Here is a 24554-nt window from a genome sequence, read left to right as displayed (position 1 = left end):
CGCTACTCTCCCTTTGGGGTCAGCGTGATGTCACAGGCAATAGCACGGTCCAGCACCCGCTGCGCATTGGGAATGTCATTGCTCTCGGCGCGGCGGGTGGCGGCGGCACGGCTGTAATTCAGGCTGAGCCAGCGCTGGATCAGCCTGCTGCGCAATTGTGGCATCGGCACCTCGACCCGCACGGTCAGGTCCCACAGCTCCGCCAGATTGTGCCAGGGCGCTTCGTCGAACATCAGGTAATTGCCCTCGACGAGGATGACCGGACAATCGGCGGGAATCGCGATGGCACCGGCCACGGACAGGTCGCGGGTGCGGTCGAACACCGGGGCCACGACCTCGATATTCTCGCCCAGCCTGCGGATCAGATGCAGGAATCCGTCCCCGTCAAAGGTCTCGGGCGCCCCTTTGCGTGCGCGCAGGTCGCGGGCGTCCAGAATGGCGTTGTCCAGATGAAACCCGTCCATCGGCACGACGAGGGTCGGGCATTTTTGCAGGTTCAACCGACGCGCCAATTCCTTGGCCAGTGTCGATTTGCCGGACGCGGGGGCACCGCAAATGGCGATCAGGACCCGGTCACGTCCCTCGCGCAGGGCATGTATCCGATCTGCAAGCAGATTGACCTGATCTGTGATATCCATCACGGCGTTGCTTCCTTGTTCTGACCCGGCCGATTGTGCCGCACCGCCGACGCTACCCAGCGTGGCCCCTGATTTCGAGGGGAAATTTGTGACACCTCATCACTTTGTGCGGTTCAATCTTTGCGAATGGGCCCGACCCGGCGTAGCAAGGGGCCATGACAGCGCAGACCAGCGATCCTGACCAGCAGACCACTGCGAAACCGCCGCGCGGCCTGTTGCGCCGCGCCGTGTCCTTGCTTTGGGCGGTGTGGCAGACGGCTTCTGAACGGCACATCAGCCTGATTGCGGGCGGCGTTGCGTTCTTTAGCATCTTTGCGCTGTTTCCGGCGGCTGCGGCGATCATTTCGCTGTTTGGCCTGATTGCCGACCCGGTGGTCGTGGTCGAGCAACTGGAGCTGATGCAAGAGATCATTCCAGAAGACACCTACCTGTTGCTGACCGAACAGATGGCGCGTTTGCTGGCGACGCGCAGCGATACGTTGGGGTTTGCCTCTGTCGTGTCCTTGTTGCTGGCGGTCTGGGCCGCGCGTCTGGGGGTGGCGGGCCTGATGTCGGGTCTGAACGCCATTGCGGGGCGGCCTGCGCGCAATGGGTTCAAACAGATCATCGTGGCCCTGACGCTGACAGTTTCACTGGTTGCCATGGCGCTTGTCGCCATGGTGGCGGTCGTGCTTGCGCCGATCTTCATCGCCTTTGCGCCGATCGCGAATGACACGGCCTGGCTGCTCGAGGGGATTCGCTGGCTGGTGGCGCTTGTGGTGCTCTACAGCGCGCTCAGCATCCTGTATCGCTTTGGTCCGAACCAACGCGGCGCGCGCCTGCGCTGGATGACGGTGGGGGCAGGGACCGTGGTGATCCTGTGGATCGCGGCCTCGGTCATGTTGTCGTATTACCTGGGAAATTTCGCCCGCTACAACGAGGTCTACGGGTCTATCGGCGCGGTCATCGGGATGCTGCTATGGCTATATATCACGGCCTTTCTGATCCTGCTGGGGGCGGCGTTGAACCTGCATGTGCACGGCAATGTCGACGGCAAGCATGACGCGGCAGATGCGACAAAAGTGTCACCCCCGCGGCAGTAATAAGGCGGCTGCCGCCCAGATTCATCTGGATTTATAAATTCCGTCTCGCTACGCTGACGGCAATCAAAATCGATACGTCCCTCGATGGGCGTGCACATGAGGCGGAGTATATTATGTCGGCGATTGAATTCGTCGTTCGCAACGATGCGGGCGGCTTGCAACGTGGCGCGGTGTCCGGGAACGGGCAGGACGCGAACATCATCGTATCTCAGGGTCAGGACGTTTCGCTGAATTTGCAGCGCAGCCACGTGCTGAGCTATGCGCGTCAGGGGCAGGCGCTTCAGGTGATGCTGGTCGATGGCCAGGTGATCACGATCCAGGGTTTCTTTGGCCCGGACGGCGCCCCCCTGAACGATCTTTTCCTCTCCTCCGGCGGTCAGCTGGCGCAGGTGCAACTGGTGCCGGGTGACGGCAACCTGTTGCTGGCGCAGTACATCGACGAAGACGGGTTCGGCAAATGGTCGCCCGATGACGACCTCTATTTCATCGAAGTGGCGTCGCTGGATATCGCCGGCACCGAAACCGGTGCAGATGTCGGTATGCTGGGCGTGCCCCTGCTGGCTGGTCTGGGCGGTATCGGCGGTGGTGCCGCTGCGGCTGGTGCAGCCGCACTGGGCGGCATTGCGCTGCTGGGTGGCAGCGGCGCCGAGAGCGATGACGACAACACCGATGGCGGCACCCAGGGCGGTGGCGGCGACGGCGACACGGACGAGGACGGTGAAGGCGGCGGCGAAAACGGCGACGGTGGCGGCGGCGGCGGTGGAACCGGCGGCGACGGCGGCGACAGCGCACCTGAAATCGTCATTTCGGGCGGCACACGCAGCACCGGCACCGTCGTCAACGGCGAAGACTGGAACGACGGTGTGGAAATTTCCGGCACCGGGACGCCCAACGCTTCTGCGTCGCTGGTCATCAACGGATCGACGATCCCGTTCGACATCGACGACAACGGTCAGTGGTCGGTCACCGTTCCGACAAATGTCGCGGGCGAGGGTGAATATTCCTACGAGGTCGTGGCAACCGTGACGACCGGTGGCGGCACGTCCTCTGCGACCGATTTCCTGGACGTGGATACCGTCAACGAGATCACCCTTGATACCTCTGCCGCTGGTGGCGACGGGACGGTCAACCTGGTCGAACGCAATGCGGTCGGCGTGCTGGTCACCGGCACCGCCGAGGCGAACGCCACCGTGACCGTGACCTTCAACGGCAACGGGTCAGGCAATATCACGCACACCACGCAGGCCGATGGCAATGGCAACTGGACCTACACCTTCTCGGGTGCCGAGGTGCCCGGTGGTGAATATCAGGCCGTCATCAGTGCCACATCCACCGACGCGGCAGGCAACGCAGCCTTTGCCCGCGGCACGGTCGAGGTCGACACCCTGGCATCCGTCGATATCCGCGAGGAAATCGTCGGTGGCAACGGCGTCATCAACCACATTGAGCGCGGCGCACAGACCATCGACATCACCGGTCAGGCCGATGCCTTCTCCGAGGTGCGCGTGACCTTTGAAAACGGGTCCAAGACCGTCGTCGCAGGCGAGGACGGCAGCTGGACTGCGAATTTCTCGACTTCGGTCATCCGCAGCGGCAACGTCGAAACCTTTACCACGATCACCGCAGTCGCGACCGATCCGGCAGGGAACGTCGTGACCGATCAGGCCGATGTGCGTCTGGATACCTGGGTCAACCGCCTGACGCTGGATACCCCGGTCGAAGGTGCGGACAACACGGTCAACCGCGCAGAGGCATCTGACGGTGTGACGCTGACCGGCACCGTCGAACGTGGTGCCACCGAGGTGATCGTGCGTTTCGATGCCACGCAAAGCGGGTCATCCAGCGCAATCGTCACCCGGGCCGCCACCGTGGACGCCAATGGCAACTGGTCCGTGACCTATGCTGCCGGTGAAATCCCCGACGGCACCTATCAGGCCGATGTGACGGTCGCGGCCAAGGATCTGGCGGGCAACAGCCGGTCGATCACCGGCCAGTTCGATGTGGATACCGATGTGCCTGATGCACCATCGGTCGAAGGTATCGGCGACTACGACCGTGGCGTGACCTTTGTCACCATCGACGGAAATTCCGATGACATCCGGGTTCATTCCTATGACGAGGGTGGCAACGGTCGGTCCCTGATCGCGACAGACGGCGACGGCATGAAGAATTTCCCTGCCGACGGCGAGGAGACTTTCAGCTTTGACGCACCCGTGGTCGATGGCAAGCAGCTGGTGATCACCGCCACCGACGATGCCGGCAACAGCAACTCCACCCTGCTGGTGGTGGATGTGAACGGTGTGGTCGATCTGAACGCTGCCGGGCTTGATACCTTTAACATCGGAGCGATCGACCTGGATCAGGGCGACAATGCGCGCCTGACGCTGACCAAGGAATCGATCGACGCACTGTCGAGCAACGACAACGTGCTGGTTGTGCACGGATCCATCGACGACAGCGTCACCTTCAACGGGAATGCTGCGCTGACAGGCACCCAGCAGATCGATGGCCGTTCGTACAACGTCTACAGCCTTGGCGACGACAGCGAGCTGGTGATCGACAGCAGCATCGCGTTTTCGCAGAACATCGTCTGACGATCCTCCCGGTCCGGGCAACCGGACCAGCATCAGGGGGGCAGGCAACGTCCGTGCCCCCCGCCTCTCCCCAAAGTCCAAGGCAGGGCCGGGGGTGGGCACTCCCCAAAGACTATAAAAATAACGGGCGGGCTGCGGGTGAGCTATCGGCAAATCACAATGACGACGGGGGTGGTGTGTCTCGCACTTTCCCTCACTGCCTGCGGGCGGAACGATACGGATGCAGAGGTGGCACGCGCACAGGGTGCGCCACTGGATTTCGCGGGGGCCGCGGCGGCACCGACGATGGATGCCACGCTGCCGGGTGGCGACACGTCCGACATCATTGCAGGGCTCAAGGCGCGGCGGACCGTGCTGAATGACGGTCTATATGCCGGTGTGGCCCATGCCGCCGTGTCCAATCGCACGTCGCAGGCCGAACAGGATTTGCGCGCCGCACGGTTTCGCGCACAGGCCCAGTCGAAAAACTGGCTGCCGTCAATGGGACCGCAGGTCAGCCTGTCATCGGTCGGATCGCTTGTGACGACCTTGTTCATCGAACAGACCATTCTGGACAATGGCCGCAACAAGGCCGAACGCGCCTATGCCAACGCCGAGGTCGAAGTGGCCTCTGTCACCTATGCGCAGGATGCCAACGATCGCGCATTCGAGGCGCTGAACCTTTTGTTGACCGCCCAGGCCGCCGAGGCGCGCGCAGCTGTCAATGCGGCGGCCCTGCCGCAGCTGGAACGCTACGCCTACATCATGGACGAACGGGTCAAGGGCGGCGTCAGCAACCCTGTCGACGCCAGTATCGTGCATCAGAAACTGCAAGAGATGCGCGCTGACCGTGACCTCGACCTCGAAGGTGCGGCATCGGCGCGGGCTGAACTGGCGGCAATGACCGGCGCACCGGTCACCGGCAGCACGACCGATGCCGTTTTCCGCACCGAATTGACGGCACAACCCTTGCCCGACCTCAAGGCCGAGGCCGAGGCGACCCTTGCCGGTGCCGAGGCTGACGCCGGGCGTGCCGGATTTTTCCCGCGTCTGGCCGGTATTGCCAGCATTGGTGACAGTTCCGACGTAGGGCTGACGGCCCAGATGGATCAGGATATCGGTTTCGGCACCCGCGATGCGATGCGCGCGATCGAGGCGCAGCGCGTCGCCGCCATCGCCGCCGTGTCCGAAACCCGCGAGGACACCGCCCGGACATTGGCCAAGCTGGAGGCAGAGCGCAGCTCGCTGACGCGGCAACTGGCGCAGGCCGAACAACTGGCCGAGGGGGCCGCGCAGACATTCAACACCTACGTGCAGGCGCAGCGCGACGGTCAGCGCACCGTGCGCGAGGTTGTCACCTTGATGGAATCCCGCGTGGGCACCGCCCGGCGTGCGGCATCCCTGCGCTATGACATCATTCGCAACGATTTGAAAACTGCCGCCCTGCGCGGCGTCCTGGTTGACGGAGACATCCTATGAGCGGTCCGGTTCTTGCATTCGACGTCGCCAATTCGCGTGGCATGAAACTGGCCAAGATCGACCCGGTCAAGGTGCCTGCCGATCAGGCCACCGACGGATCAGCCACCGCTGCCCCTGCCGCGCCAAAGATCGTTGTCCATTCAGCGCTTGCCGTCGAAAAGGCAGCGATTACAGCGACCTATGCCGCGCTCTTGGGTCAACCGCTCAAGGCGACGGATGTGCTCGAGGGGCAGGCGGCGGATGCCCATGGCGATTTGGCCCCCGCCAATCTGGTCGCTGCATTGAACGAAGCAGGGCTGCGGGCGCAGGCTATTGTCGCGCTGCCGCCCAAACTGTCCCACTGGCCCGCAATCGCGCGGCTGACCTCGGACAAACTGGTGCTGGTGCTCGAACAGACCAAGGACACCATCGTCGTCCATGACCCCAGCGCACCTGACAATCGCGAAGAAGTATCGCTGCGCGAATTCACCGAACATTTCACAGGCCGGATTATCCGCGCCGAGGTGCCGGCCGCCGTTCTGACCGAACGTCACGGCACGAAGGCCGCGAAGCGTCACTGGTTCTGGGCGGAAATCCTGTCGTTCCGCCGCATCATCGGCGAGGTGGCCCTGGGATCGCTGGTTGCCAACCTGCTGGCGGTGGCTGTCGCGCTCTTTTCGCTTCAGGTTTATGACCGGGTGATCCCCAATCAATCCACGGCGACCCTGTGGGTGCTGACCATCGGTGCGGGTCTGGCCATGCTGATGGAGGCCGCCCTGCGTATCGCCCGCGCGCGCCTGATGGACAATGCAGGCCGCCGGATCGAACTGCGGTTGCAGGACATGCTGATGAACCGCCTGCTGGGGATGAAGGCCACGGCCGCGCAATCGCCCAGCCAGACCTTTGCCGCGATGCGCGAATTTTCATCCATTCGCGAATTTTTCACCGCCTCGACCATCGGTTCGCTGACGGATATTCCGTTCATCTTTCTGTTTCTGGCGCTGGTCTGGTCCATCGGCGGCCCGGTCGTCTGGGTGCTGGTTGCGGGCGGCGTGCTGATGGTGCTGCCGTCACTGTTCCTGCAAAAGAAAATGATGGACCTGACGCTGGCCGCACAGGGTGCTTCGACAAAATCCAGCCGCCTGCTGCAAGAGGCCGTGTTCGAGGCCGACACCATCAAATCGCAGCGCGCAGAGGGGCGTTTCAACCGCATGTGGGCCGAACTGACGGGGCTGTCCGCCCTGTCCACGTCCGAGCAACGCCGCCTGTCCACCACGCTCACCTACTGGGCGCAGGGCGTGCAGCAGGCCACCTATGTCGCCGCTGTCGTGATGGGGACCTTTCTGGTGTTTGCCGGTGAATTCACGGTCGGGACCATCATTGCCGTGGGCATTCTGACCAGCCGTACGCTTGGGCCGCTGAACGGTCTGGCGGGGCTGATCGCGCGTTGGTCCAATACCAAGGCCGCATTGACCGCCCTCGACCAGATTGCCCTGTCCGATCAGGACAACGATGCCGCGCGCACCTACCTGCGCCGTGAAACGGTGGCGGGTGAATACGAATTGCGCGACCTTGCCTATACCTATGACGCCGATGGCGCGCGCGCGCTGGATATTGCCTCGCTCAAGGTGCCCGCAGGCCAGATCGTCGCCATCCTCGGGGCCAACGGGTCCGGCAAATCGACACTGCTGAAAATCCTGTCCGGCCTGCATGTGCCGACTTCGGGCCGCGTGCTGATCGATGGTGTCGACATGGAACAGGTCGCCGCCCGCGACCTGCGCCGGTCCATCGGCTATCTGGGCCAGGAGGTGAAACTCTTTGCAGGTAGCCTGCGCGACAACCTCAACCTCACGCAGCTGGAACGCGACGACGACCGGATGCTGGCGGCACTGGATTTCGCGGGCCTTGGTCCATTTGTCCGCGCCCACCCCAAGGGGCTGGATCTGGACATCCGCGACGGCGGGGCAGGCCTGTCGGTCGGTCAGCGTCAGTCCATTGGCTGGGCGCGCCTGTGGTTGCAGAACCCCAGTGTGTGCCTGCTGGACGAACCCACATCCGCGCTGGACCAGACGCTGGAGACAACGCTGATCAGCCGCCTCGAAGGCTGGATGTCCGGGCGCACCGTGATTGTCGCCACGCACCGGATGGCACTGTTGAAACTGGCCGACCGCACCATGGTGCTGCACAATGGCCGGCTTGCCGTGGACGGACCCCGCGATCAGGTCCTTGCCCATTTGAACAAGGAGGCATCGTGATGGCCGTTGCGGATACCGAATTTCAGGGGGCCGCACGCGGTCCCAGCCTGATCATCTGGCTGGTTGCGGCCACCGTCATCATCTTTATCGGCTGGGCCAAATTCGCCTGGGTTGACGAACTGGTCCGCGCCGAGGGCGAGGTGGTCAGCGCATCGCGCCCGCAGATCATCCAGAACTTTGAGGGCGGCATCCTGGCCGAACTCTTTGTCTCCGAAGGCGATACCGTCGAAGAGGGCGATGTCCTCGCCCGGCTGGAAGGCACGCAATTCGTCTCGGCCGTGCAGGACCTGTCCGAACAGATCAATGCCGCCACCATCCGCCGCCTGCGGCTGGAGGCCGAAATCGCGGGCCTGTTCGATTTCGAGGTCCCTACCGACATTGCCGAGGCCAGCCCCGGCATCGTGCAATCGGAACGCGCCCTGCTGGCCGCGCGGCAGGCCGATTACGCGTCCAAGGTTGACGGCGCGCGCCGCGTCATGGACGAAACCGGCAATGAACTGGCCCTGATGGAGGACATGCTGTCGCGCGAAATCGTGTCGCTGATCGAAACCACGCGGGTGCGCAAGGCCTTTGCCGACGCTGAAATCAAGTACAACGAGGTTGTCACCGGTGCCGATCTGGCCCGTGCCACCGAATATACCGAAACGCTGCAAACGCTGTCGCAGCTGGAACAGAACATCAAGATCGCCCGCGACCAGCTGGACCGGACCGTGATCCGCGCGCCCATGCGCGGCGTGGTCAACAATATGGCCGTCACCACCATCGGCGGTGTCATCCGTCCGGGCGAGGAGATCTTTCAGATCATCCCGCTGGATGATGCGCTCTATGTCGAGGCACGCGTGAAACCGCAGGACATTTCCGGCGTGACCACGGGGCAGGACGCCACGGTGAAACTGACCGCCTATGACTACACGATCTACGGTTCGCTCAAGGGGACGGTGCAGACCGTCAGCGCCGACACGTTCAAGGACGAACGCCGCCCCGAGGGCGATGCCCATTACCGGGTCATCCTGCGCGTGGATCAGGAAAATCTGGGCGTGCGCCAGCAACGCATCGAAATGCGCCCGGGCCTGATGGCCACGGTCGAGCTGCACACCGGCGAGAAAACCATCCTCAGCTACCTGACCAAGCCGCTGTATCGGTCGTCAGAAGCGTTTCACGAACGCTAGAGCTCTGCGGCAGCCGCCGCGCCTTGCTGTCGGTTGCACGTATCGCCCGGCAATCAAGGTTGGCTTCATCTTAGTGAATCCAACCTTGATTGCCCCGCGATTGACGCCCGTGCCGCGAGGGCGTTTTACGTCAAAAACCGGGTGATCTTCAGCGCTTGTTCATCTGAATGAAGCATTCACCCTCTAATGACATAAGATGTTTCGCATGCGAAACATGTCGATATCGTTATGTAACGGCAGCCTTGGCGTGAAATTGCGGGTCGTCCCACAGCCGGTCTGCCATCACCCGCGCAATCACCTCCACGGCCGCATCCACGTCGCTTTCGTCGATGAACAGCGGCGTGAACCCGAACCGCATGATATCGGGCGCGCGGAAATCGCCGACCACACCATGCGCGATGCAGGCCTGCATCGCGGCGTAACCCTGCGGATGACGAAACGATACCTGTGATCCGCGCCGTGCCGCGTCGCGCGGCGACGCCAGCGTCAGGTCGGGGCAGGTGGCCTCGACCCCAGCGATGAACCTGTCGCACAGCGCCATGGAGGCCGCGCGGATATCGGTCATGTCGACCGTGTCCCAGATGTCCATGGACGCTTCGAGTGCGGCCATCTGAATGACGGGCGGCGTGCCAACGCGCATCCGTGCCACGCCATCACCGGGGCGATAGCCCTGCTCAAAGGCGAACGGGGCCGCATGGCCCAGCCAGCCTGCCAGAATTGGCCTTGCGGCTTCGGCGTGCCTAGGCGCGACATAGATGAACGCCGGCGCACCGGGTCCACCGTTGAGGTATTTGTACGTGCAGCCGACCGCGAAATCAGCACCGCAGCCCGCCACATCGACGTCCATCGCGCCAGCCGAATGCGCGAGATCCCAGATCGTGATAATCCCCGCGCTTTGTGCGCGCGCCGTGAGCCCCGCCATGTCGTGCAGCCGTCCGGTGCGGTAATCGACCTGCGTCAACATCAGCACCGCGACCTCGTCGGTCAGCGCCTCCGCGACGTCCTCGGGGTCCACGATGCGCAGTTCCAACCCGCCGCCCAGTGCTGCGATCAGCCCCTCGGCCATGTAGAGGTCGGATGGGAAATTGCCGCTGTCGGACAGGATGACCTTGCGGTCGGTCATCGCCAGTGCCGCGGCCAGGGCCTGAAACACCTTTACCGAGAGTGTATCGCCGACGGTGACATGACCTTCTTCGGCCCCGATCAGCCGTCCGATCCGGTCTCCCAGGTCCATCGGTTGGGCCATCCAGCCCGCACGGTTCCATCCCGTGATGACCATCTCGCCCCATTCGTCGGTCAGGGTGCGGGCCACACGTGCCGGCGTCGCCTTGGGCAGCGGACCCAGCGAATTGCCGTCGAGGTAGATCATCCCGTCCGGCACATGGAACAGGTCCTTGGTTTTTGCAAAATCGGTCATACAGCACCTCCAAATTTTCGCGAAAATTTGGCCCGGTCCGGATTTTCGCGAAAATCCGGCATCAGACCTGCCCCCCCGATATCTCGATTGTCTGGCCGTTGACACTGCGCGCGCCGTCCGAACACAGCCACATCATGGCTGCGGTGGTTTCCGCAACATCCAAGAGCTGCTTGCTGCGGTTGGCGCTGGCGACCAGTGCTGCGGCACCTGCCTTGTCCACGTCGAACTTGCGCATCAGGCCCGGCAGCTGCGACTGCACGATATCGGTATCGACATACCCCGGGCAGAGCGCGTTGAAGGTCACCGGGCGTTTGTGCAGGTATTCTTCTGACAGCCCCCGGATCAGGCCGATCACGGCGTGTTTCGAGACGGTGTAGGGGACCGCGTTTTTCAGGCCGCGCACCCCTGCGATGGAACTGACGACGATCATGCGGCCCGTCACGTCATCGGGCAGTGATTCGAGTGCCGCCTGAAATGTCAGGAACACACCGTCGAGGTTCGTGGTCATCGTGCGCCGCCATGCCGCGAGCGAGGTTTTGGCGAATGCGCCCCCCTCTGCGATACCCGCGTTGGCGATACAGATCTGCACGGGCCCCCGGTCTGCTGCGGCCGCTGCTATCCCGTCTCTTACTGCGGATTCGTCACCGACATCCATTTGCAGCGGGTGCAACCTGGGATGCTCGGCAGCGGCTGCCTGCAGCACGTCCAGTCTGCGGCCGGTGATCGTGACGCTGGCGCCGGCATCGGCCAGCGCGATCGCGATATCGCGTCCGATGCCGCTGCCGCCGCCCGTGACAAGCGCGTGTTTGCCCAGATGTTCCATAATCGTCCTTTCGTTTGTCCGCAGCCTACGGTTTGATGCAGCGGGGACAAGGAGTGTAAGCAGATGAAACGCATTGATCTGCCGCCGGTCTGGCTGGCGCTCTGCGCAATGGGTGTCTGGCTCAGCCGTGGGATCTGGACGGCGGGCACCGCTGTCACGGTCGGGATCGGGACCGCATTGATCGTGCTGGGCATCGTGATGATGGCGATTGCCGTCGTCACCATGGCGCGCAGGCATACGACCGTCATGCCGCACCGTGAACCCAGCGCGCTGGTCAGTCACGGAATCTTTGCCTGGTCACGCAACCCGATCTATCTGGCCGACGCCATTGTGCTGGTGGGATTGTGCCTGCGCTGGCAGGCACCCTTGGGCCTGCTGCTTGTGCCGGTGTTCATCTGGTGGATCACGCGGCATTTCATCGCTGCCGAAGAAGCACGCCTGCGCGCTGCATTCGGCACAGCCTTTGTGCATTACGCGCAAAGGACGCGGCGTTGGCTTTGATGTTACCGCCATCGGCGACTTGTGAAATATTATTGCGCGGTCTAACACTGGCGCGATCAAAAATGGGGGACTTCGATCCGTGAAAATCGGCGCACCAACAGAAACGTACAAGGGCGAGGCCCGCGTGGCCATGACGCCCGCCTCGGCCCGGGATTTGCAGAAACTCGGTCATGAATGTCTGGTTCAATCCGGCGCAGGCAATGCTGCGGGGTTCACGGATGACGCCTATCGCGCGGCAGATGTGACTGTGGTCGACGATGCCGCGGCATTGTTCGCGCAGGCCGACGTCGTGGCCAAGGTGCGCCCGCCATCGCAGGACGAGGTCAAGATGCTGCGTCAGGGCCAGACGCTGATTTCGTTCTTCTATCCCGGTCAGAACGCGGAGCTGATGCAGGCCGCCAATGACCAGGGTGCCACCGTCATCGCGATGGACATGGTGCCGCGTATCAGCCGCGCGCAGAAAATGGACGCGCTGTCCTCGATGGCAAACATCGCGGGCTACCGTGCCGTGATCGAGGCTGGCAACAACTTTGGCCGGTTCTTTACCGGGCAGGTGACGGCTGCGGGCAAGGTGCCACCGGCCAAGGTGCTGGTCGTCGGTGCCGGTGTGGCCGGTTTGGCCGCGATCGGCACGTCCACCTCGCTGGGTGCGATCACCTATGCATTCGACGTGCGTCCCGAGGTGGCCGAACAGGTCGAATCCATGGGAGCAGAGTTCGTGTTCCTCGATTTCGAAGAGGAACAGCAGGACGGGTCCGCAACGGGCGGTTACGCTGCCGTGTCCAGCCCGGAATTCGCCGCGGCCCAGCTGGCCAAGTTCCGCGAGATTGCACCCGATATCGACATCGTCATCACCACCGCGTTGATTCCCGGCCGCGACGCGCCGGAACTGTGGACCGAGGACATGGTCAAGGCGATGAAGCCCGGATCGGTCATCATCGACCTGGCTGCCGAACGTGGCGGCAACTGCAAACTGACCGTGATGGGCGAAAAGATCGTCACGGAAAATGGCGTGACCATCGTGGGTTACACCGATTTCCCGTCCCGGATGGCGACGCAATCCTCGCTGCTATATGCGACCAACGTGCGGCACATGCTGTCCGATCTGACCCCCGAAAAGGACGGCCAGATCAATCACAACATGGATGACGACGTGATCCGGGGGGCCACGGCCACCCATGCAGGCGAGGTGACGTTCCCGCCACCCAAGCCCAAGGTTGCAGCCATTGCCGCCCAGCCCAAGAAGGCAGCGGCCAAGGAACTGACGCCCGAGGAGAAACGCGCCAAGGAAGTGGCCGCGTTCAAGAAAGAGACCAAGACGCAGGTCGGTCTGCTGACCATCGGCGGCGCGTTGCTGCTGCTGGTCGGTCTGGTCGCACCCGCCAGTTTCATGCAGCATTTCATCGTGTTTGTGCTGGCGGTCTTCGTCGGGTTCCAGGTCATTTGGGGTGTCGCGCATTCGCTGCACACGCCGCTGATGGCGGTCACCAATGCGATTTCGTCGATCATCATTCTGGGCGCATTGACCCAGATCGGGTCGGGGTCATGGCTGGTTGTCATCCTCGCCGCACTCGCGGTGTTCATGACAGGTATCAACATCTTCGGGGGCTTCCTCGTCACACGGCGCATGCTCGCCATGTTCCAGAAGTCCTGAGGGGGTAAACAGACATGGAATTCGGTTTCACAACAGCGGCCTATGTGGTCGCAGCCATTCTCTTCATCCTGTCGCTGGGCGGTTTGTCCGGCCAGGAAAGCGCCAAACGCGCGGTCTGGTACGGCATCGTCGGCATGGCGCTGGCGGTTGCGGCGACCCTGATCGGACCGGGCAGCGGCTATTGGTTGCTGTCGGTGCTGATGATCATCGGCGGTGGTCTGATCGGCTATCAGCTGGCGACCAAGGTGCAGATGACGCAGATGCCCGAACTGGTCGCAGCGATGCATTCGCTGGTTGGTCTGGCGGCGGTGATCGTGGGCTACATCGCCCACATCGAAATCGCGCGGCTGATCGAACTCGTGGCAACCAGCGGTCCTGATTTCGACCGCAGCTCTCAGGGGGTGTTTGCCGGGCTTTTGCTGAAAAAGACCGTGACCGAGATGAACATCCTGCGGGTCGAACTGTTCCTGGGCGTGTTCATCGGGGCCGTGACCTTTACCGGGTCGGTGATTGCCTATGGCAAGCTGGCGGGCCGTGTGAATACGGCGGCGGCGAAACTGCCGGGCGGTCACATGCTGAACGCCGGGGCTGCGGGTTTGTCGCTGCTGTGCCTGATCTGGTATTTCAACACTGGCGGCTTTTTCCCGCTGTTCATCATGACCTTGGCTGCGCTGTTCATCGGGTATCACCTGATCATGGGCATCGGTGGTGCTGACATGCCTGTCGTGGTGTCGATGCTGAACAGCTATTCCGGTTGGGCGGCGGCCGCGATCGGTTTCAGCCTTGGCAACGATCTGCTGATCGTGGTCGGCGCATTGGTTGGGTCGTCCGGTGCGATCCTGTCCTACATCATGTGCAAGGCGATGAACCGGTCGTTTGTCAGCGTGATCCTGGGCGGATTCGGCGGGCCTGCCGGTGAACAGATGGCGGTCGAGGGAGAACAGGTCGCCATTGACGCCGACGGTGTCGCCACGGCGCTGAACGAGGCGGACAGTGTCATCATCATCCCCGGCTACGGCATGGCGGTGGCACAGGCACAGCAGGCGGTCAGCCAGTTGGTGACCAAGCTGCGCGCGCAGGGCAAGAATGTGCGCTTTGCCATTCACCCGGTGGCGGGGCGTCTGCCCGGCCACATGAACGTGCTGCTGGCCGAGGCCAAGGTGCCCTATGACATCGTCATGGAAATGGACGAGATCAATGATGATTTCCCCAGCACCGACGTGGCCATCGTGATCGGGTCGAACGACATCGTGAACCCGGCCGCACAGGACGATCCCAACAGCCCCATCGCCGGGATGCCGGTGCTGGAATGCTGGAAGGCGAAACAGGTGTTCGTGTCCAAGCGCGGGCAGGGCACCGGTTATTCCGGGATCGAGAACCCGCTGTTCTTTAAGGACAACACGCGGATGTTCTACGGTGACGCGAAACAATCGCTCGAGGCGCTCTTGCCCAAGATCGACTGATCGCAACCACCAGTCTGACGGGAACCGACGCCCGGTGCCGCAAGGTGCCGGGCGTTTTTTTTGCGACTGGTGCGGCAATTTTGTCGCCGCGTCGGCGGATGTTCTGACGGGGTGAAACGAATCTTTGTCGTACGCGGGCAGCGCAGTAGGGATATGACAAATCAACTGTGGGGGGATCTCATGCCACGTCTCGTTACTGCTGCAACCTGTCTGGGCCTGACCGCCCTTTTGGCCGCCTGTGGCGGCGGTGGCGGTGTGACCGTCGACCGTGATTTCGTTGTCGGCAAGGCCGATCAGTTCGAGGCATTGTCAGACCGGCTGGATACGATTGCGCCGACCCAATTCACCGCGATGCCGACCAGCGGCAGCGCATCCTTCAAGGGAGTGGGCGGGTTCTTTGTCGAAAACAACGTGAACCGGGTCTCGGATGATCTGACCATTGCAGGCGATGCCGACATCACCGCCAATTTCAGTCGCGGCACCGTGACGGGCGATGTGACGAACCTGTTCGGTGTCGTGGGGGACAACGCCAAGACGGGCCGTTTCTTTGACGTGGATGGGGACATCCAGCTGGGTAGCCGTGGGTCATCCATCGGACGTGGCGCGCCCAACAACTTTGCCACAACCTATGACGGAACGCTGCGCACCGACAACGACGGCACATTCGTGCTGCGCGGGACCGTTGATGGCAAATTCGGCGGCACGCGTCCGCCCTCTGCAGGAACACCTGCCACAATCCGCGCCATCGGTGGTGTCGACGAGGATGCAGGCATCACCCGCAACGGGCGCGCAATCGACGCGGAATTCCTGGTGATCGGCGAACAGTAACGGCTGTTTGCCGAAGTCTTTCGCTATGTTTGATGATTTCGCCCGGCGTGACATGCGCCGGGCGTTTTGCGTTTAACCGGGCCAGAACGCGCCTGTCAGCGGGGTGCCGCCGTCCATTGTCCGGGGGCAATGCCGTCCACGCACCATTCACCGATCCGCCAGCGCACCAGCCGCAAGGTCGGACAGCCCACATGCGCCGTCATGCGGCGCACCTGGCGGTTGCGGCCTTCGGTCAGGATGATTTCCAGCCAGCAATCCGGCACGGTCTTGCGGAACCTGACGGGCGGATCGCGGTCCCACAGGTCCGGTGCGGGGATGCGTCGCACCTGTGCCGGGCGGGTCGGCCCATCCTTGAGCGTGACCCCAGTGCGCAGCGGGGCGAGGGTGGCGTCAGTCGGGTCGCCTTCGACCTGCACGAGGTAGGTCTTGGGGGCCTTGAAGCGGGGGTCCGCGATGCGGGCCTGCAATCTGCCGTCACTGGTCAGCAGCAGGAGACCTTCGCTATCGCGGTCCAGGCGTCCGGCAGGGTAAACCCCTGATGGCAAACCGAAATCGGACAGCGTGCGACGCGGTGTCGGGCTGCGCGCATCGGTGAATTGCGACAGCACGTCAAAGGGTTTGTTCAGCAAGATCAGATCAGACATCCCACTGTCCTAGCCTGCGGATGGCAGCGGTGCAAAATAAATGCGGCTGCACGAAAAATCCGCTTGATCGGCGCGGGCGGATGCATCACATGCGCCGATACAGACGCCAACGCACGCGCCCGGGTCGATTTGCACGACCCTTGTAGCGACGGTAACGTCTCCCTTGGAACTGAGCGGTCTCGGGTGGGTTAATCCATCCAATGGCCGGGTCTACTGGAGATGACCATGAATGCATTTGCTGGCGCTGCTGCGCCCACACGCGTGCCGACACCCAAGCTTGATACATGGGTCGCATCACAGGATTTCGACAAACCGACACTGGTCATTGATGTTGACCGGGTCGCGGAACAGTACCGCGCGCTCAAGGCGGGTCTGGGCCACGCCGACATCCATTATGCGGTCAAGGCGAACCCTGCACCGGAAATCCTGAAACGCCTGTCCGATCTGGGGTCGCATTTCGATGCCGCGTCCAAGGGTGAAATCCAGATGTGTCTGGATGCGGGTGCAGGCCCGGATATCATCAGCTTTGGCAACACCATCAAGCGCGCGGCGGACATCGCATGGGCGCATGCGGCGGGAATCACCTTGTTTGCCGCCGACGCCCCCGAAGAGCTGGACAAGATCGCCGCAAACGCGCCGGGCGCACGGGTCTACATTCGCCTGATCGTCGAAACATCAGAGGCTGACTGGCCGCTGACGCGCAAATTCGGCTGCGACAGCGACATGGCGCTGGACATGCTGGATTACGCCAAATCGGTGGGCCTGTCGCCCGTGGGTCTGTCGTTCCACGTCGGTTCGCAAACCCGCCGCGCCGAGATGTGGAAGCCGACGCTGGACCAGTTGTCGATCATCTGGAAACGCGCCAAGGCGGAAGGTCACGACCTGACCTTGCTGAACATCGGTGGTGGTTTCCCCGCGTTCTACGGCGAAGCAATCGACACACCGACGGATTATGCCGGTCGCGTGATCGCGCTGGTGACTGAGACCTTTGGCGATATTCCCCAGATCATGGCTGAACCCGGTCGTGGCATGGTGGCCGAGGCCGGTGTCATCGTGACCGAGGTGATGCTGGTCAGCCGTAAATCCGACCGCGACGTGCACCGCTGGGTCTATCTGTCGATCGGCCGTTTCTCGGGTCTGGCCGAAACCGAGGGCGAGGCGATCCGCTATCAGTTCGAGACCGATCGCGACGGCGATGCGACGGGTCCCTGCATCGTCGCCGGGCCGTCCTGTGACAGCGCCGATGTGCTGTACGAGAAGCGTCCGATGCAGTTGCCGCTGACCTTGACCAGCGGCGACCGGGTGCTGATCCGCAACACCGGGGCCTATACCTCGACCTATTCCAGCGTGTCGTTCAACGGCTTTCCGCCGCTGGATGTGGTTGTGATCTAAGGGTTTTCACCGACCCATCACGTCAATGGCGGCGCACGGTATACAGTCGTGCGCCGCTAAGTCGTTCTGCTACGGGCATTTTATCGCTTTACCCAAGGGCGGACACCGCTAGGTTGATCCACAACAGTTTCGAAGTGGATCACCGATGCCGCCGATTGCCGACCACCCGCTGCGCTATGCGATGGCCAATGAATTGCACGCCCGCCCGTTTCCGGCGGTGCAGGCCCCGTCGCGCGCAGCCTTTCTGGCGATCAAGCCGGCTGAAAACGCCGCGGGCCGCGACCGCGATGCGGATCGGGCGCATCTGATCGAACTGCTGGACCGCCACGGCGCGCAGCATCCGCAACCGGGAGCCACCCATTATTCCGGCTATCTGGGCAAGCATCTGCTGAAATGGGAAAGCCATACGGAATTCGTGACCTTTACCCTCTTTGGCACCGGCACGGCGGAACGCCCTTTTGACGGATCGACCTTTGGCATGTTTCCCGAAAGCTGGCTGGCCAAGGCACCGGGGGTGCGCATCACCTCGGCCCTGATCCGGATCGAACTGTCAGAGGACGACGACGGCATCACCGACAAGATCGACACCTGGTTCGTGCCGGAAAGCCTGGCCATCAGCCGCGTGCTTGACGGCGAGTTGATCATCGCATCCGATTTCCGGATCGACGAGGCAGGGCATATGCGGTTTGCCATCTTTGCGCGGCCCGCCGCCGGAGAACGGCGCACGGGGCGCGTGGTACAGCGGTTGTGCGAGATTGAGACCTACAAGGCGATGTCGATGCTGGGTCTGACGCGGGCGCGTGATCTGGGGGCCGATATGGCGCAGATCGACGCCCGGCTGACCAATCTGCTGGAACAGATGTGCGGCACGGTCACCGAACCTGCCGAACTTCTGCACGACCTCCTGCGGGTGTCGTCAGAACTGGAGAATATCGTGGCGCAATCGGCGTTTCGGTTCGGTGCAACGGGGGCCTACGAGACTATCGTGAACCAGCGGATCGAGGTGCTGCGCGAAACCCGCTACGTCGGGCGCCAGACATTCGGTGAATTCATGATGCGGCGGTTTGACCCCGCGATGCGTACGGTCAAATCGACCGAGGCGCGGCTCAAGGCGATGAGTGACCGTGCCTTGCGGGCAGGGGATCTGCTGCGCACGCGGGTGGATGTCGACCGGTCCGCGCAGAACCGCGATCTGCTGCGCAGCATGGATGCGCGGTCGGACATGCAGTTGCGGTTGCAGAAAACGGTCGAAGGGCTGTCGACGGTGGCGATCAGCTATTACGCGGTGAGCCTCGTGCTCTATATGACGGGACCGCTGGAAGACATGCTGGACGTCAGCAAGACAACGATGGCCGCCATGGTGACGCCGCTGGTGCTGCTGGCGGTCTGGTTCATGGTCAAGCGCCTGCGCAGGCATCTGGAGTAGCCGAATTTTCGCGAAAATTCGGTCGCGTCCAATTTTTCGCGAAAAATTGGGGCGTCAGGCGAATGTTGCGCTCAGGTTGTGGGGCCGGAACAGGCCCACCTTCCATGCAAACACCAGACTCACGGCGGCTGCTGCGACGTTGGCGGTGAAGGCCGCGATGGGAATGCCGGTGAAATCCAGCAGGCTTACACCAAGCCAGGCCAGCGGCAGATAGAACACAAAGATGCGGCCCAGCGACAGGACCATCGACCAGCCCGCCCTGGACCTTGCGTTCATGGCCGCGTTGACCACGACGACAAACCCGTAACCAAAGAGCGACCAGCCCGTGATCTGCATATAGCTCGCGGCGTAACCTGCCGCTGTCTGGTCCGATGCAAGCCAGCTGGCAAAGCCCGTGCCGAACGCGAACAGCACGACACCCACCAGCAGACCGTAGCCGATACAGAATGCCAGGGCCGCCTGAACGCCGGCGGCGGCGCGGTGGGGTTGGTCCGCACCCCAGTTCTGGCCCACAACAGGTCCGATGCCCGACGACAGCGCCAGCATCGGCACAAGCGCCATCTGCTGCACCCGGGTGGCCGCACCAAAGCCCGCCACGGCCTCGGTGCCCACGGTCGCCACAGCGGCGGTCACCGCTGCGAGGCCCGCTGGGTTGATCGCGTTGGAAAAGGCGGCGGGGGCACCGACCCTGGTCAGCTCTTTCAGCGACCACCAAAGGTCACACGCGATGTTGTCGACCCAGACGAGGATGGATGTGCGAACGGCATAGGCAACCGAGATCACGGCAAAAATCACGTAGGACAGGAATGTCGCCAACGCCGCTCCCTCGGTCCCGAGGCCTGCGGTAAAGATCAGCAGCGGGTCGAGGCTGATGTTCAGGATCGCGGCGAGCGTCATCAGAACGGCTGGCGCAACAGAGCTGCCATGCGCGCGGAACAGCGCGCCTGTCTGCATCTGCACCACCAGAAACGGAAATGACGCGCACCACCACGGCATGAACAGCGCGATTTCGGTCATCGCGGCCTCGCGCGCGCCGATCAGGCGGAACAGGGCGGGGTAGCCCACATAGGTGATCACGGCGACCAGCAGCGCGAGGCTGACACCCAGGCCCACGGCATGCAGGCCGATACGGGTCGGGTCGCGTTCGGTATTCCTGGCACCGATGGCCTGGCTGACCGTGGCGTTGGACCCTGCACTCAGTCCGATCGACAGCGAGGTGATCGCGGCCGTGACGGGGTAAATATAGCCGACGGCGGCAAGTGGCGCGCCACCGAGCTGGCCCAGGAAATAGGCGTCCGCAAGGCCCACGGACAAGGTGGCAAGGATGCCGATCACCATCGGTGCCGACAGCCGTGCCAGCGCGCGCCAGACGGGACCGGTGGTCAGATCGCTCTTGTCGGTGCTCATGTCTGATCCCTCAACCGCAGTGCCAATGCCCAGGGTCGGGGATCGGTGGTGTTACAAACCCCTGATGCGAGGGTCTAGTGCGTCGCGCAGCCCGTCACCGATGTAGTTCACCGCCAGAACTGTCAAGGAGATGGCAAGGCCCGGCCAGACCACGCGTTCGGGGAAACTGACCATGCGGGGCACGGCGTCCGCCAGCAATTTGCCCCATGTCGGGTAATCGGGCGGAAACCCGAGGCCAAGAAACGAGATCGCGGATTCGGTGATGATCGCGGTGGCAAGGCCCAGCGTCGCGCTGACCATGATGGGTGACAGCACGTTGGGCAGCAGGTGGCGCGTGATGACGCGGCGGCTGGGTGTGCCGATGGACCGCGCTGCAAGGACGTATTCGCGTTCCTTCAGCGCCAGCACGTCGCCACGCACGATGCGGGCGGTCTGCATCCAGCTTGTGATGCCGATGCCGATGACGATCAGGATAAAGATGCCTTGTTCGGGGCCAAAGGCCGCGCGCAGCGGATCGCGAAACAGCAGCATCATGACGAGCAGAAGCGGCAGCAGAGGCAGGGCAAGGAACAGGTCGGTCAGGCGCATCAGCACGCCGTCGAGGCGCGGGAAATAGCCTGCGATCACACCGACGAAGGTGCCAATCAGGATTGCAAGGATCATCGCGGTCCAGCCTACGGCGAGGCTGATCCGCCCGCCCTGCATGGTCTGCGCCATGATGTCCCGGCCCAGGTTGTCCGTGCCAAAGGGATGCGCCCAAGACACGTTTTCCGCACCCCACAACGCGTTGATGATCGGGCGGAGGTCCTTGTTGCGGATATCCAGCTTGGCCGGGTCCAGACCCCACAGCCACGGACCGATCAGGCAAAACAGCGTGATGCCCAGCAAAAAGATCAGGCCCGCCATTGCCCCCTTGTGACTGCGGAACTGGTCCCAGACGTCCCACCATTGGTTGCGGTCCTTGACCGGGGCCACGGGGGTCGGGTCGCCTGCGGGCAGTGCAGGGTTGGCTGTGCGATCAGTCATAACGGATCCTTGGATCAAAAACGCCGTACAGCACGTCGGCTATCAGGTTGAACAGGACGATCAGCACCGCGAACAGGAAGGTCAGCGTCATGACCATCGGGATATCGTTGCCCTGCAGCGCGATGATCAACAGTTGCCCCAAGCCGTTCACCTTGAAGATCTGTTCGGTGATGATGGCTCCGCCAAAGATGCTGGGGATTCCCAGTGCAATCACGGTGATGACCGGGATCATGGAATTGCGCAGCACGTGGCGCAGAACGACGACGCTCTCGCTCAGGCCCTTGGCGCGGGCGGTGCGGACGTAGTCCTGACCGAGGTTGTCCAGCATGGCGGCGCGCATGTAGCGGCTGATCTGGGCGGTGGTCTGCAGCGCCAGCACCATGACCGGCATGACCATCTGTTTCAGCTGGAACACGAAGCTGTTCCAGTCGCGGACCTGATGGGTGGTGTCATAGATTGACGGCAACCAGCCGAGCGACACGGAAAAGATCACGATCAGGAGCACGCCCGAAAAGAACGGCGGCACGGAAAAGCCGATCATCGACACGAATGTGCCGGCCTGATCGAACACCGAATATTGCCGGTAGGCGCTGATGATACCGACGGGCAAGGCGATCAGCACGCCCACGACATAGGACATGCCGACAACCCACAGCGTCTGGGGCAGGCGCTGAGCGATGGTGTCGAACACCGGGCTGCGCGACTGGAAACTGATGATGCGTTGCTGACCCTCTGCCAGCGACGTGCCGAATGCGCTGTCGATCCAATAGGCTGGTTCTACGATAAAGAACTGTTTGAGCCACAGCGGAAAGCGGACCCACCAGGGTTCCCCCAGTCCCAGCGCCTCGCGCATCTGCTGTTTGACCTCTGCCGGAATGGTCAGCGGCATTGATGCCATCGGGTCACCGGGGGCCAGTTCCAGCAGCATGAAGATCACAAAGGCGATCAGCAAAAGCGTCGGAATGGAGATCAGTAACCTGCGGAAGGTGTAGGTCAGCATGATGTCAAACGCCTTGGCTAAGTGTCTTTGTTAAGGGTGGGCGGGCCCGCGTGGCCCGCCCGATTGTCAGGTTCAGCGGTTGTCGCCGGTGCGATACCAGTCCGCGACGTTCCACAGTTCCGAATCCCATGTGTTCAGAACCACGCCGCCGAGGCTGTTGGCATGGGCGGACAGACGACCACGATCCACCAGCGGGATCATCATGCCGTTCTGGACCGCCATGTCGTTGAGTTCGCGGGCGATGCGGCCACGCTCGTTCAGGTCGGCAGTCTGGGTCAGCTCTGCGTGCAGGGCGTCGTATTCTTCCATGCAGAAACGACTGATGTTTTCACCCTGCCACTGTGTGTCAGGTGTGGGGGCCGCGTCGCACTTGCCGTTGCCCAGATAGGCCTGCGGGTCGGTGCCGGGGAAGTTGTTGGCGTACATCTGCACGTCAGCCATGAACTTCTGGAAGGTATCGGGCGAACCCGGATCACCACCAAAGAACACAGAGCTGTCGATGTTGCGCAGTTCGACCGACAGGCCGATCTGTTCCCACCAATCCTTGATCAGCGCCTGAAAGTCCTGACGAACAGCGTTGGTCGAGGACTGGAACAGCATCGCCATCGGCACGCCATCGGGGGTTTCGCGCACGCCGTCACCATCGGTGTCGACATAGCCTGCCTCTTCGAGCATGGCCTTGGCACCTTCGATGTCCTGCGTATCACAGGTCATGGACTCAGACGCATAAAGATCAGGTGCCGGCACCCAGTTGCATGTCACACGACCGGCCTGACCGTAGCCGACTTCGACCAGCAGCGGACGGTCGATCGCCATTGACAGCGCGTTGAACACGGCCGGATCGCCCAGGAACGGGTGCGGACGGATGACCGAACGCTCTGCGTCAGACAGGGACGGATCGGGGTTGGTGTTGTTCAGCATGATGCGTTCGACCAGCGTGCCGAAACCGGCGACGGGCATGCCCTGACCGCCTTCTTGCATCTGGGCGATCACGTCGGGGGCCAGCTGCAGGTTCCAGGCGTAGTCGAATTCGCCGGTTTCCATGACGGCACGGCCAGCGGCGGTTGCATCGCCGCCACCCTTGAGCGTGACAGTCTGGAACGCGGGCTTGTTCGCGTCACGGTAGTTCGGGTTTGCCTCGAACTGGATCACGTCGTTGGTGCGGAAATCCGTCACGACGAACGGGCCCGTGCCGATGGGCATAAAGTTCTGGTCGGTGCATTCCGGTGCCTTTGGCCCCAGGCAATCCGCGAATTGGGCGGCCTGGATGATCGGGCTTTCCGCGCCGTTGAACGCCGAATAGGGGTAGGGTGTCGCTGCGGCAAAGTTCACGATGACCGTCAGATCATCGGGGGTTTCGACGCTGGTGATGCCGTCGAATTTGGTTGCCTGTGCGCAACCGCCGCCTTCTGCGGTGCAGTAGTCATAGGTGAATTTCACGTCGGCAGAGGTGAACGGCGTGCCGTCGGACCATGTGATGCCTTCGGTAATTTTATAGGTGATCGAGGTCAGATCCTCGGCCACGCCACCGTTTTCGACTGTGGGCACTTCGTCCACGAGCCATGGCACGATTTCGCCCGTTTCGTTGAACCGCATCAGGGGTTCGAGAACCAGCGATGCGGCCTCGACGTCCTTGGTGCCGCCCGACAGGAACGGGTTCATGATGGATGGCGCTTGCCAATAGATGATGTTGACCTGGCCGTCGCGGCCACGCTCGCCTTCGTGGGCATCGGCATGCACCATGGGCGCTGTGCCCATGGTCGCAATCGCGCCCAGCAGAATTGTCTTCATTTTCATG

The 24554-nt window shown here is 62.6% G+C and carries 19 protein-coding genes; 11 read left to right on the top strand and 8 right to left on the bottom strand.

The annotated features are described in order from the left end of the window. Positions 1–2: 2 nt before the first annotated feature. A complete protein-coding gene (locus tag AN189_RS09620; RefSeq protein ID WP_056034699.1) occupies positions 3–641 on the bottom strand; it encodes an AAA family ATPase in 639 nt (212 codons plus the stop codon). A gap of 152 nt (positions 642–793) precedes the next feature. Between AN189_RS09620 and AN189_RS09615 the strand changes: the two genes are divergently transcribed. The 5 genes from AN189_RS09615 to AN189_RS09595 all read left to right on the top strand — a co-directional run bounded on the left by AN189_RS09615 (position 794) and on the right by AN189_RS09595 (position 9175). Then, positions 794–1720, top strand: a complete 927-nt coding sequence (locus tag AN189_RS09615) for a YihY/virulence factor BrkB family protein (RefSeq protein WP_157057441.1) — start codon at positions 794–796, stop codon at positions 1718–1720. Between the two features lie 113 nt (positions 1721–1833). Beyond that, the gene (locus AN189_RS09610; protein WP_056034696.1) at positions 1834–4314 is read left to right on the top strand and encodes an Ig-like domain-containing protein; all 2481 of its coding nucleotides are present in this window, start codon (positions 1834–1836) and stop codon (positions 4312–4314) included. Positions 4315–4542: 228 nt separating this feature from the next. Then, positions 4543–5772, top strand: a complete 1230-nt coding sequence (locus AN189_RS09605) for a TolC family protein (RefSeq protein ID WP_216597737.1) — start codon at positions 4543–4545, stop codon at positions 5770–5772. After that, complete coding sequence (locus AN189_RS09600) at positions 5769–8006, top strand: ATP-binding cassette domain-containing protein (RefSeq protein ID WP_056034692.1); 2238 nt, start codon at positions 5769–5771, stop codon at positions 8004–8006. The genes AN189_RS09605 and AN189_RS09600 overlap by 4 nt, the downstream gene beginning before the upstream one ends. Next, positions 8006–9175 carry an HlyD family efflux transporter periplasmic adaptor subunit gene (locus tag AN189_RS09595; protein WP_056034688.1) on the top strand — a complete coding sequence of 390 codons (1170 nt, stop codon included), beginning with the start codon at positions 8006–8008 and terminating at the stop codon, positions 9173–9175. The genes AN189_RS09600 and AN189_RS09595 overlap by 1 nt, the downstream gene beginning before the upstream one ends. Before the next feature lie 226 nt (positions 9176–9401). Here AN189_RS09595 and kynU read toward each other — a convergent pair whose 3' ends face one another. Then, positions 9402–10592 (bottom strand): kynureninase, encoded by a 1191-nt coding sequence (gene kynU, locus AN189_RS09590; protein WP_056034686.1) that lies wholly within the window; start codon positions 10590–10592, stop codon positions 9402–9404. 61 nt (positions 10593–10653) lie between these two features. Then, on the bottom strand, positions 10654–11415 hold the full coding sequence (locus AN189_RS09585) for an SDR family NAD(P)-dependent oxidoreductase (RefSeq protein ID WP_056034683.1): 762 nt from the start codon (positions 11413–11415) through the stop codon (positions 10654–10656). A gap of 63 nt (positions 11416–11478) precedes the next feature. Between AN189_RS09585 and AN189_RS09580 the strand changes: the two genes are divergently transcribed. The 4 genes from AN189_RS09580 to AN189_RS09565 all read left to right on the top strand — a co-directional run bounded on the left by AN189_RS09580 (position 11479) and on the right by AN189_RS09565 (position 15861). Continuing rightward, entirely contained in the window at positions 11479–11916 is a 438-nt protein-coding gene (locus tag AN189_RS09580) for an isoprenylcysteine carboxylmethyltransferase family protein (RefSeq protein WP_056034680.1), read from the top strand. A 79-nt stretch (positions 11917–11995) separates the two neighbouring features. Next, positions 11996–13570, top strand: coding sequence for a Re/Si-specific NAD(P)(+) transhydrogenase subunit alpha (locus AN189_RS09575; RefSeq protein ID WP_056034677.1), 1575 nt, complete (start codon positions 11996–11998; stop codon positions 13568–13570). 14 nt (positions 13571–13584) lie between these two features. Next, positions 13585–15033 (top strand): NAD(P)(+) transhydrogenase (Re/Si-specific) subunit beta, encoded by a 1449-nt coding sequence (locus AN189_RS09570; protein ID WP_056034674.1) that lies wholly within the window; start codon positions 13585–13587, stop codon positions 15031–15033. Between the two features lie 180 nt (positions 15034–15213). Beyond that, positions 15214–15861, top strand: coding sequence for a hypothetical protein (locus AN189_RS09565; protein ID WP_157057440.1), 648 nt, complete (start codon positions 15214–15216; stop codon positions 15859–15861). Positions 15862–15956: 95 nt separating this feature from the next. Here the strand turns inward: AN189_RS09565 and AN189_RS09560 are convergent, their stop codons facing one another. Further along, on the bottom strand, positions 15957–16505 hold the full coding sequence (locus AN189_RS09560) for a pseudouridine synthase (RefSeq protein ID WP_056034669.1): 549 nt from the start codon (positions 16503–16505) through the stop codon (positions 15957–15959). A gap of 225 nt (positions 16506–16730) precedes the next feature. On the opposite strand from AN189_RS09560, the gene AN189_RS09555 reads away from it, so the two are divergent. Together AN189_RS09555 and AN189_RS09550 are read left to right on the top strand one after the other, a co-directional pair. Beyond that, positions 16731–17897 carry a type III PLP-dependent enzyme gene (locus AN189_RS09555; protein ID WP_056035036.1) on the top strand — a complete coding sequence of 389 codons (1167 nt, stop codon included), beginning with the start codon at positions 16731–16733 and terminating at the stop codon, positions 17895–17897. Positions 17898–18042: 145 nt separating this feature from the next. After that, positions 18043–19323 carry a DUF3422 family protein gene (locus AN189_RS09550; protein WP_056034666.1) on the top strand — a complete coding sequence of 427 codons (1281 nt, stop codon included), beginning with the start codon at positions 18043–18045 and terminating at the stop codon, positions 19321–19323. A 54-nt stretch (positions 19324–19377) separates the two neighbouring features. On the opposite strand, the gene AN189_RS09545 is transcribed toward AN189_RS09550, so the two are convergent. The 4 genes from AN189_RS09545 to AN189_RS09530 form a co-directional block, all read right to left on the bottom strand. Beyond that, positions 19378–20730: an MATE family efflux transporter gene (locus AN189_RS09545; RefSeq protein ID WP_056034662.1), complete on the bottom strand. Its 1353-nt coding sequence runs from the start codon at positions 20728–20730 to the stop codon at positions 19378–19380. A 51-nt stretch (positions 20731–20781) separates the two neighbouring features. After that, entirely contained in the window at positions 20782–21756 is a 975-nt protein-coding gene (locus AN189_RS09540; RefSeq protein WP_056034659.1) for an ABC transporter permease, read from the bottom strand. Next, positions 21749–22756, bottom strand: coding sequence for an ABC transporter permease (locus tag AN189_RS09535; RefSeq protein WP_056034656.1), 1008 nt, complete (start codon positions 22754–22756; stop codon positions 21749–21751). Before AN189_RS09535 ends, AN189_RS09540 begins: the two co-directional genes overlap by 8 nt. A gap of 72 nt (positions 22757–22828) precedes the next feature. Beyond that, positions 22829–24553 (bottom strand): peptide ABC transporter substrate-binding protein, encoded by a 1725-nt coding sequence (locus AN189_RS09530; protein WP_056034653.1) that lies wholly within the window; start codon positions 24551–24553, stop codon positions 22829–22831. Position 24554 lies beyond the last annotated feature (1 nt).

The organism is Loktanella sp. 3ANDIMAR09 (assembly GCF_001420005.1).
Taxonomy (GTDB): Bacteria; Pseudomonadota; Alphaproteobacteria; order Rhodobacterales; family Rhodobacteraceae; genus Loktanella.
Note: the sequence above shows the minus strand (reverse complement) of the source record. Positions and strands in the feature narration are given on the sequence as shown.

Coding starts and splice junctions, on each gene's coding strand:
- AN189_RS09615 (WP_157057441.1), top strand. CDS start 794: ATGACAGCGCAGACCAGCGATCCTGACCAGCAGACCACTGCGAAACCG.
- AN189_RS09610 (WP_056034696.1), top strand. CDS start 1,834: ATGTCGGCGATTGAATTCGTCGTTCGCAACGATGCGGGCGGCTTGCAA.
- AN189_RS09600 (WP_056034692.1), top strand. CDS start 5,769: ATGAGCGGTCCGGTTCTTGCATTCGACGTCGCCAATTCGCGTGGCATG.
- AN189_RS09595 (WP_056034688.1), top strand. CDS start 8,006: ATGGCCGTTGCGGATACCGAATTTCAGGGGGCCGCACGCGGTCCCAGC.
- kynU (WP_056034686.1), bottom strand. CDS start 10,592: ATGACCGATTTTGCAAAAACCAAGGACCTGTTCCATGTGCCGGACGGG.
- AN189_RS09585 (WP_056034683.1), bottom strand. CDS start 11,415: ATGGAACATCTGGGCAAACACGCGCTTGTCACGGGCGGCGGCAGCGGC.
- AN189_RS09580 (WP_056034680.1), top strand. CDS start 11,479: ATGAAACGCATTGATCTGCCGCCGGTCTGGCTGGCGCTCTGCGCAATG.
- AN189_RS09570 (WP_056034674.1), top strand. CDS start 13,585: ATGGAATTCGGTTTCACAACAGCGGCCTATGTGGTCGCAGCCATTCTC.
- AN189_RS09565 (WP_157057440.1), top strand. CDS start 15,214: ATGCCACGTCTCGTTACTGCTGCAACCTGTCTGGGCCTGACCGCCCTT.
- AN189_RS09560 (WP_056034669.1), bottom strand. CDS start 16,505: ATGTCTGATCTGATCTTGCTGAACAAACCCTTTGACGTGCTGTCGCAA.
- AN189_RS09555 (WP_056035036.1), top strand. CDS start 16,731: ATGAATGCATTTGCTGGCGCTGCTGCGCCCACACGCGTGCCGACACCC.
- AN189_RS09550 (WP_056034666.1), top strand. CDS start 18,043: ATGCCGCCGATTGCCGACCACCCGCTGCGCTATGCGATGGCCAATGAA.
- AN189_RS09545 (WP_056034662.1), bottom strand. CDS start 20,730: ATGAGCACCGACAAGAGCGATCTGACCACCGGTCCCGTCTGGCGCGCG.
- AN189_RS09540 (WP_056034659.1), bottom strand. CDS start 21,756: ATGACTGATCGCACAGCCAACCCTGCACTGCCCGCAGGCGACCCGACC.
- AN189_RS09535 (WP_056034656.1), bottom strand. CDS start 22,756: ATGCTGACCTACACCTTCCGCAGGTTACTGATCTCCATTCCGACGCTT.
- AN189_RS09530 (WP_056034653.1), bottom strand. CDS start 24,553: ATGAAAATGAAGACAATTCTGCTGGGCGCGATTGCGACCATGGGCACA.